A 616-nucleotide genomic window follows, 5' to 3' on the forward strand; every position below is an offset into this window, starting at 1 on the left:
CTGTATGGTTGCTAAAACAGGAAAAAGTAGCTCACAGCCCGGATCTCCTGAATCCTGACCAACTGCCGATGATGGGCTTCGCCGTATCGGATACGTTGGTTTACCATGACAGTAATTTGCGTCAGGTTGAAATGCTTGACTGGAAATATTTTATTGGCGGGGATGGCAATATTGGTTCACACGATGATTTTAAATTTCAACGCCAGTTTCTTAATGATCTTCGGGATACGACAATTAAAGTCAGAAAAGAAGAAAGTTTTGGTAAATTTATGAATAAAACGGCAAATAATCATGCTGATTTTGCGCGAGCCCAGCGCGAAGCAATTATTAAGAAAGTAACTGAAGTATTACGTCCGAAATATGGCCATATGTATGGCTACGACGCATCTATGCCTGCTAATATCGAAATGGCAATAAGGTTGGTCGGTTCTTATTACTAAGATAAAATCAACTTGCAAGAGACTGTAATTATATTGCAAAGTGAAAATTAACCTCGGTAGCGAGATATTACCGAGGTTAATATTGGCATACATTACACCCTTATCAGGCACTTAAACGATACATCATATCTTATCTGGATTATTAGATGACGAGCCATACGCACCAGGTAATTAAG

1 protein-coding gene is annotated in these 616 nt (G+C 39.1%); it reads left to right on the forward strand.

Translation table 11 applies throughout. The annotated features are described in order from the left end of the window. A partial coding sequence (locus H0X91_RS34700) for a hypothetical protein (protein ID WP_196433822.1) occupies nucleotides 1–440 on the forward strand: 440 nt, incomplete at its 5' end. Nucleotides 441–616 lie beyond the last annotated feature (176 nt).

Origin of the sequence: Burkholderia sp. 9777_1386, from assembly GCF_015712265.1 — a bacterium.
Taxonomy (GTDB): Bacteria; Pseudomonadota; Gammaproteobacteria; order Burkholderiales; family Burkholderiaceae; genus Burkholderia; species Burkholderia cenocepacia.